Source organism: Methanobrevibacter arboriphilus JCM 13429 = DSM 1125 (assembly GCF_002072215.1).
Classification (GTDB): domain Archaea; phylum Methanobacteriota; class Methanobacteria; order Methanobacteriales; family Methanobacteriaceae; genus Methanobinarius; species Methanobinarius arboriphilicus.
Genome location: NZ_JXMW01000005.1, coordinates 126822 through 136148, shown reverse-complemented (window position 1 = coordinate 136148; position 9327 = coordinate 126822). Strand labels below are relative to the sequence as shown.

Genomic DNA, 9327 nt, shown 5'->3' with positions numbered 1-9327 from the left:
TTGTTGGTTATGTTGGTAATGGCTCTGATATTTTGACTGTTAGTGTTGATGGTAATGTTTATGATGATGTTATTATTAATTCTACTGGTGGTTGGAGTCTTAATTACACAACTAATCGCACAGGAAACATAACTGTTAGTGTTAATTATGCTGGTAATGATAATTATACTAGTTTTACTAATGCAAGTAGTTTTACTGTGATTTTGAATGATACTAATTCGAGTATCATTGTTAATCCTGAAACTGTAAGTATTGGTGATAATGTTACTATTTCTGGTGAGCTTGTTGGTTATGTTGGTAATGGCTCTGATATTTTGACTGTTAGTGTTGATGGTAATGTTTATAGTGATGTTATTATTAATTCTACTGGTGGTTGGAGTCTTAATTATACAACTAACTGCACAGGAAACATAAATGTCACTGTTACTTATGCTGGTAATGATAATTACACTAGTTTTACCAATAATACTAACTTCAATGTTACTAAGTTAGCTACATATTCTAGTATTGATATTTCAGGTGATTTTAGAGTAGGGAAAACTACTGTTATAAGTGGTGTTCTTCTCGATGAGGAAGGTAATACAATGGCTGATAGTGAATTAGAAATTACTATTGATGGTAAAAAACATTTAGTGAAAACTAATTCCAATGGTTACTGGTATTTAACTTATAAACCTGAAAATACTGGAAAAACTACAGTTGTACTTAATTTCAATGGTGATGCTAAATATTTAGGTTTTACTAACAGCACTAGTTTTGATGTTAAAAAAGGTGAAAGCTTTGTTAATGTTACTGTTAATGAAAATAAGAATGGTTCTGTTGATTTGATTGTTAAAGTAGTTGATGAAGATGGTGATACCATACCAGATTATAAAGTTGATGTTGAATTAGATGGTAAATACATAGGATCTGTGATAACAGACTCTGATGGAGTTGGAATATTCCATATACCCAATTCTAAACTTACACCTGGTAAACATAAGATTACAGCTTTATCTGACAATGAAAATTACTTTAGTAATCTAGCATTTGCTGAATTTGAAACCAAAAACAACAATAACACCAACAACACTAATAATACTAATAATACTAACAATACTAATAAAACTAATAGTACTAATGGTAATGGCAATAAAACAAGCGATAATCCAGTAGCAATAGCTACTATGAAAAAAACAGGAATACCAATAATAGCTATTATACTAGTATTGATAAGTATATTTGGAATCAGCTTAAGAAGAAAACAATAATTAAAAATTTTTTTTTTTTAGGAGGGCTTATTTTATTTTTTCCTCCATACTTTTTTTTTTTTATCTTGGAATTCTTTTAAAACTCATTTTATATTTTAAATTTTTTTAAATTCTCATATGTTTTACAAAAAACTTATTTAAGAGTTGAAACATAAATATAAACCAATGTTTAATAGAGATAATGAAAAAATCATTAATGAAAATATAATTCTAAAGGGAAGACCTAATTTCTTTCTTAGCTGTAAGAAGGTTTTTGTTTTATTAATAATTTTAGGAGCTGTTTCCTATATATCTCCTATTGTGATTGATTATATAACCCAAATGCAAGTTCAATTACTTAGATTTGTTGAGCTTCCATTGATACAAGCAGCTACAATAATTACATTCATAATTATATTTTCTATTATTATATGGATTATTTGGACATTAATATCTTGGACAGTAAAGGAATATGTTATTACTGATCAGAGAGTTACATATAAATCAGGAGTATTATTTCAAAAAACTATGCATATGCCTTATTCTAAAATTCAGGATATTGTCATATCTCAAGGAATTTTAGGAAGAATCGTATCTGTTGGAACAGTTACAGCATATAGTGGATATGATGAATCTAAATTAGAAATTAGTAATGTTAGTAATCCTAAATTGGTTGAAGAAACCATTTTTTCTGAAATAAACAAGCTACATTCTTATCCTAATCATTCTATAGGACAAGATGATTTTATTAGAGGTCCTAATTTTAATAATAATGGTTTTCAAAGAGATAATAATTATCAAAATAATCATATTTATGATAATAATGTAAACCCTGATTATAATAATTATAATTCTAATTATAACCCTAATTATAATCCTAATTTACCTAATAATAATTATAATAATAATTATAATAATCATAATAGCTCTGATAACTATGATGATGATATTGATAATTTAAACAATCCTTCTCAACAAAATTATAGGGATGTGGATAATCATAATAATAATGAAGGATATTATCAATATAAAGAGGGTGCTAATGGAAATTATAATAAAAAGATTAAGTCAAGTAGAAGAAGATATATGTCTTCTGATGAAAACCAACAACCTAAAAGAACATATGTTCCACTTAATAATAATGATTTTCCATTTCTTAAGAAAGATAATCAATATTCTAAAGAATATTCTGATAATGAGAATTTTAATAAAGATTTAAACAAGCCTATTTATAATGATAATCATAATGTAGATAAATTCATAGAGAACCCTGAGGAATATAAAAACTCTCCGAATTTTAATAAAAACAGTGAAAAAGATAATAATGAACCTATCAATAATGACTCTATCCCTAATGAATATTCTAGAGATACCTCCTATAATAAGGATAATAAGGATAATATTGATTCATATGATGATAATGAATATTTTGACCAAACTATGAATCGTGCTATTAATGATATTAATGATGGATTGAAATTTAGGCATAATGATGAAAATTCTCCTAATAATAATCATAATCAAGAAGATGCTCAAAAATATAACAAAGAACAAAATCAAGAGTATGATAAAGATTATAACAGAGAATATAATAAACAAGATTACAATCAAGATTACAACCAAAAACACAATCAAAAACACAATCCAGAATACAATCCAGAATACAATTCAGAACGCAATCCAGAATATGAGTATGATCAAAATCATGACCATAACCATTCTCATGAATATAATCAAAAGAACCTACAAAATTATTCTAATCAGATGGATGATAAAGATTCGAATAATAGATATGATGATATTAATAATGTGAATCAATTTAATAAATATAATAAAAAAGAAACTCCAACTTCCCATAATATTCAATTTGATCCTCGTAATAACCAATATCATAAACCTAACTCTAATTTTAATAACCAATACCCTGATTATAATCGAAATTTAAATAATAATAATTATAATAATAGTAATAATAATAGTAATAATAATTTTAATAATAATTCTAATCAGGATTCAAATCATCAACATAATCCGAATAACCAAAATAATAAATATAATTATCGAGATAATTATAATAATCAGAATAATCATAATCAAATTAACCAAAATCAACATAATCCTGGTAATTGGGATAATAAAAATAATCAAGTGAATGATAGAAATATTTCTGAAAATAATAAGTATAATCAAGATAGCCAGAATAAGCAGATGAATAATGAAAATAAAGAAATTTCTGTTATAGAAAGACACTTTAGAAAGTTCAAAAAATAGTGTGTGTATTGATGAGTTTTGACTATGATGTGGCTATTGTAGGTGGAGGGCCTATTGGTTCAACTTTAGCTTATAAAATAGCTAAAGAAGGGTATAAAGTAGCTATTTTAGATAAAAAAAAGGAAATTGGAATTCCTTTACAATGTGCTGGTATTGTTAGTAAAAATTTGATGGATGTAAATGAAATTCCAGATAATTTAATATTAAATAGTGTTAAAGGTGCATACTTACATTCTTCTAATAATACTTTAAAAGTGGAAAAAAATCATACAGAGGCATTTATAATTGATCGAATAGCTTATGACAAGTTTTTAGCTGAAAGAGCTGTTAATAACGGTGTTAAATTTTTTAATCAATATAAGGTTACATATATTGATTCTGAAAATGGTATAATCAGATGTCAAAACAATATGGAAGTTTCTGCGAAAGTTATAGTTGGTGCAGATGGGTCTAAATCATTTGTTTCTAGCTTACTTAATGAAAAATTTAATTATTTCAATGCATCTCAATATCTCGTGGAAATCAATACTTCTTCTAGAGCTAATATAATTGATACTAATGCTGTTGAATTTGTTGATCTTTTTGCTATTTCTAAAATTTTACCAGGATTTTTATGGTGTATTCCAACATCAGATTCAAGTTTTAGAGTAGGTTTGTTTTCAAACAATTCATACAAGGATCAAAAAGAAATATTAAATTCTTTTTTAGCTACTGATGAAAGATTTAAAGAATCTTCTATAATTGAAAAATATCATGGTAAGATACCTATTTTTGATAAAAATAAGAAAATTGTAAAGGACAGGATATTACTCATTGGAGATGCTGCATCTCAATTAAAGCCTACTACTGGTGGAGGACTTGTTATTGGCTTTGATACAACTAATTTAGCTAAAGATGCAATTATAAAATCTTTGGATAATGATAATATTAATTTTTTAAAAGATTATGAACAGAATTTTAAAAAGAAGTATGCTAAAGAGCTTAATTATCAGATAAGAGTCCAAAAAACTCTTGAAAATCTTTCTGATAATGATTTAGATTATATGTTCACTAAGTTGAAAGAGAAAAACGCTGAGGAAATTATATCTAAATATGGTGATATGGATAAACAATCGATTCTTGTAAAAGAATTTATAAAAAGAGGTTTAATTTTTTCAATTATTCCTAAAGTTTTCTTTAGGAAGCTTATATCAATTTGGAGTTTATAAACTCTTTTAATTATTTAAATTCACATATTTAAAAATTTATTTAAAAATCTATTTAAAAATTTATTTAACAATTTATTTAAAAATTCGTCTATATTTACATTTAATTAAGTATATAATAACTTAAACTATTCCAATATCTATTTAGAGGATTGAAGAGGATTGATTATTATGAAAACTAAAAAAAAGATTGCTTGGGCAGTAACTGGTGCTGGAGAAAAGATTGAGAAAACGTATGAAACAATGGTTGATATTCAGGAAAAGTATGGTGATAAAGTTGAAATTAGGGTTTTTGTTTCTAATGCTGGTAAACAAGTTTTAAAGTTTTATAGACTTTTTAAAAAGCTTAAAGAAAATTTTGAGTATGTTTCATTTGAAGTTAATTCTAATTCTCCTTTTTTAGCTGGGGATGTTCAGTTACATAAATATGAGTTTTTACTTGTTGCTCCTTGTACTTCTAACACAGTAGCTAAACTAGCAAGTAGGATTGGTGATACAATGATTACAAATGCAGTAATTATGGGTCAAAAATCACAAGTTCCAGTTTATATAATGCCAGTTGATTTTAAAGAAGGAGTAACTGTAACTAAAATTCCTAATGGTAATGATCTTATTCTTGAATTAACGAAAGAGGATATTGATTGTGTTAGAAAAATTTCAAATATGAATAATACTTTTGTATTTGAAGATACTGATGAGATTTACAATATTTTTTAAAGAGAAATTTTAAGTAGTAATATTTTTTTATACTACTTTTTTAATTAGTTTTGCCTTTATTTATTATTATTTTTTATTTATTTTTAATTAGTTTTGCCTTTATTTGTTTTTATTTTTTATTTATTTTTAATTAGTTTTGCCTTTATTTGTTTTTATTTTTTATTTTTTTATAATTCTTTTTTAACAACTACATCCATTTGGGATATCATCATCATAATCTTTTTTTAGCTCTTGTAATGTAACTGACAGAAAGGAGTATTCGAATCCTGCTTCGTCAATTTGTTTTAAAAGTGGGGCAACACCTTTAAAATAACAATCAACATCTCCAGTTTCACCAATATTGTATTTTATTGCTTCTGATGCTTTCATACCTTCAAAAAAATGTTTTATTTGATCCATGTCTTCATTTGGAGTTCTAAAATTGACAGTTAATATTCCTCCCTGTCTTGCTTTAAGACCTACATATTTTTGAAGAACATTTATCTTTTCACCAGAGTCTTTCTTAAAAATGACATTATCAGCTATTTCGGACATAATTTCACCTTATTTTATTTTCATGTATTTTAATATAATTTTGATTACAGTTTTGTAAGTTATTGTTAATTAAATTTTCTTATTTTCTAACTATACTAAATTTTTACAATTTTATTAGAAATATTCAACTGTTAATATTTATCTATTCATCTATTACAAATAGTGATAATATTTATATTCTTTAAAAAATATAATGTTTATTGTTAAAAACTTATTATCATAGAATAAAATAAATTTTTAAAATGTTTTTTATTTTAAAAATTATTCATGAAATTAATAGACAATAAAATATAAAATATCATAGATTAATAATTATCTGTTCATTAAATTAGAGGAATGGTGTTAATTTGAATGAAACTATTAAAGATATTGGTGCTAGAGTAAAAGAACTTAGGAATTTATCTGATTTTACTACTAAAGAGATGGCTGATGTATGTAATGTAAGTGAAGATGAATATATTAGCTATGAAAATGGTGAAAAAGATATTCCTGCAAGTGTTTTATATGAAATAGCTCATAAGTTTAAAGTTGATATGGGTCTACTTTTGACTGGTGAAGAAACAAGAATGCATATCTTCAATGTTACTAGGAAAAATGAAGGAGTTTCTGTAGAGCGTAGAAAACAATATAAATATGAAAATCTCGCTGAAAAATTTATTCATAAGAAAGGTGAGACTTTTATTGTAACCGTTGAACCAAAAGACATTACCGCTGCTGAACCTTCTAAAAATACCCATCCTGGTCAAGAGTTTAATTATATCTTAGAAGGGTCTTTAAAATTATATATTCATGATAATGAAATTATTTTAAATGAAGGAGACTCTATCTTTTTTGATTCAAATTATGAACATGCAATGAAAGCATTAAATGATAAACCTGCTAGATTTTTGGCTGTAATATTATAGTATGTTATTATTAATTATTTTTAGTTGATATATTAGTATATTATTTAATACTCTGTGTAATATTATTTATCATTATATAATTACTATTTAATATTATACAAATATTATACTATTTTGTACTAATATTATACTATTATTATAATATTATTTGATTCTATAGCAATTTTATTCAATATAATATTATTATTCTATATTATACCAATGATATTTAATATTATGTAAATATTATATGAATATCAAATAAGCATTATTTAAATATTATTTGATATATAATAAAATTATTTAATATATAACAAAATTATGTGATATATAATATAATTATTTGATATTATGTTTAATTCATTAGTTTTTAGTCTTTAATATTTAAGATTTAATTATTTGACTTGTTATATGATTATATATTATTGGTTTTCATATATAATTAGCATTTATATATGATTAGTTTGTTTAAATGATTAATTTTCATCTGATTTATTATAAAATAAAAATTGTTAAAATAAATATTATTTATAGATAATTTTTTATTATTTATAGGTAATTTTCTAAATATTATTAAAAAATTATTAAAAATAATCCCGAGGCAATTATATGTCATCTTTACTTAAAAAATTTGTTAATAGAGTTGAATTTGACTCTTATGAAGATTTTAAAAATAATTTTGAGTTTAATGTTCCAGAAAACTTTAATTTTGCTTATGATGTTGTTGATAGATATGCTGATGAGGATCCAGAAAAAATTGCATTATTATGGTGTAATGATTTTGGTGAAGAAAAAAAATTCACATTTAAGGATATAAAGAATTATTCTAATAAAGCAGCTAATTTAATAAGAAATTATGGCATCAAAAAAGGCGATAAGGTAATGTTAACATTGAAAAACCGTTATGAATTTTGGTTTTCTATCATTGCACTTCATAAAATTGGAGCTATTCCTGTTCCAGCTACGCACATGCTTAAGAAAAAAGATATTATTTATAGAATAGATAAAGCTACTATTGACATGGTTATATCGGTTGATGATTCTGAACTTCTTTCAGAATTCGATAAAGCAGAATTAGAACTTGGAGTTAAACTAAAAAAATTAGTGGTTAATTCTAATGAAGATTCTTCTAATAGTGAAGATTCATTTGTTGGCTGGGATGATTTTAGAGAAGCTATTGAAAAAGAAGATGATTCTTTTATTCGTCCTACTGGTAGTGATTCTACTAAAAATGAAGATATAATGATAATCTATTTTTCTTCTGGAACTTCTGGTCAGCCTAAAATGGTAGGTCATGATTTTAGATATCCATTAGCCCATATAATAACTTCTAAATATTGGCACAATGCTATTGAAAATGGAATACATCATACTTCTGCTGATACTGGCTGGATGAAGGCAGTTTGGGGTGGTTTATATGGTCAGTGGATTGTAGGAACTTCTGTATTTATTTATGATTATGATAGGTTCAATGCTTTAAATTTGATTGAAAAAATTGAAAAATATCAAATTAATACTTTTTGTGCCCCTCCAACAATATATAGATTCTTAATAAAAGAAGATCTTTCAAAATATGATTTTAGTAGTTTAAAATATTGTACAACAGCTGGCGAGCCATTAAACCCTGAAGTTTATAATAAAGTTCATGAAATTTTTGGTTTAAAACTAAAAGAAGGATTTGGTCAAACTGAAACTGTTATTAGTGTGGCTAATTTTATTTGGATGGAACCAAAGCCTGGATCAATGGGTAAACCTGCACCATGTTTTAATGTAACTTTATTAAATAGTAATGATAATGAAGTTGATGTTGGTGACGAGGGTGAGATATCTATTGAAACTTCTAATCTTCCTCCTGGTCTTTTTAGAGGATATTATAGAAATGAAGAAAAGACTAATGAAGTTTGGTATGATGATTATTATCATAGTGGAGATACTGCTTGGAAAGATGAAGATGGTTTCTTGTGGTTTGTGGGAAGAAATGATGATATTATAAAAAGTTCTGGATATAGGATTGGTCCTTTTGAAGTCGAAAGTGCTTTAATATCTCATCCAAGTGTTTTAGAATGTGCAATTACTGGTACTCCTGATGTTGTTAGAGGTCAAGTTGTTAAAGCAACCGTTGTTCTTGCTAAAGGATATGAACCTTCGGATGAACTTAAAAAAGAGCTTCAAAACCATGTTAAAAACATAACTGCTCCTTATAAATATCCTAGAGTTGTTGAATTTGTAGATGAGCTTCCAAAGACTATTAGTGGTAAAATTAGAAGAGTTCAAATAAGAAATGAAGATAAAAATAAATAGTTTATAAGATAGATATATAATTTATAAAACTGATATTTTATAAAATAAATTTTATTAAAAATTTTATTAAAAATTTTATTAAAAACTTTATTAAAGATTTTATTAAAAATTTCATTAAAGTTTTTTAGACATTTTGTTAAAGCATATTAAAAATATTTATTTGAAATATTAAATCAAGATTAAAAA

General features: G+C 25.0%; 7 protein-coding genes. 6 read left to right on the top strand and 1 reads right to left on the bottom strand.

The window, feature by feature from the left end; translation table 11 throughout:
* The 4 genes from MBBAR_RS10205 to afpA form a co-directional block, all read left to right on the top strand.
* On the top strand, window positions 1–1250 hold a 1250-nt coding region (locus tag MBBAR_RS10205; RefSeq protein WP_158082520.1), incomplete at its 5' end, for an Ig-like domain-containing protein.
* 144 nt (window positions 1251–1394) lie between these two features.
* Window positions 1395–3500 carry a PH domain-containing protein gene (locus MBBAR_RS03885; RefSeq protein WP_143746128.1) on the top strand — a complete coding sequence of 702 codons (2106 nt, stop codon included), beginning with the start codon at window positions 1395–1397 and terminating at the stop codon, window positions 3498–3500.
* Between the two features lie 11 nt (window positions 3501–3511).
* Window positions 3512–4708 carry a geranylgeranyl reductase family protein gene (locus tag MBBAR_RS03880; RefSeq protein ID WP_080459950.1) on the top strand — a complete coding sequence of 399 codons (1197 nt, stop codon included), beginning with the start codon at window positions 3512–3514 and terminating at the stop codon, window positions 4706–4708.
* Window positions 4709–4876: 168 nt separating this feature from the next.
* Window positions 4877–5422, top strand: a complete 546-nt coding sequence (gene afpA / locus MBBAR_RS03875) for an archaeoflavoprotein AfpA (RefSeq protein ID WP_080459949.1) — start codon at window positions 4877–4879, stop codon at window positions 5420–5422.
* Between the two features lie 180 nt (window positions 5423–5602).
* Here afpA and MBBAR_RS03870 read toward each other — a convergent pair whose 3' ends face one another.
* Window positions 5603–5956, bottom strand: a complete 354-nt coding sequence (locus MBBAR_RS03870) for a hypothetical protein (protein WP_080459948.1) — start codon at window positions 5954–5956, stop codon at window positions 5603–5605.
* A gap of 347 nt (window positions 5957–6303) precedes the next feature.
* Between MBBAR_RS03870 and MBBAR_RS03865 the strand changes: the two genes are divergently transcribed.
* Both MBBAR_RS03865 and MBBAR_RS03860 read left to right on the top strand, forming a co-directional pair.
* Window positions 6304–6861: a helix-turn-helix domain-containing protein gene (locus tag MBBAR_RS03865; protein ID WP_080459947.1), complete on the top strand. Its 558-nt coding sequence runs from the start codon at window positions 6304–6306 to the stop codon at window positions 6859–6861.
* Between the two features lie 588 nt (window positions 6862–7449).
* Window positions 7450–9141, top strand: a complete 1692-nt coding sequence (locus MBBAR_RS03860; protein WP_080459946.1) for an AMP-binding protein — start codon at window positions 7450–7452, stop codon at window positions 9139–9141.
* Window positions 9142–9327 lie beyond the last annotated feature (186 nt).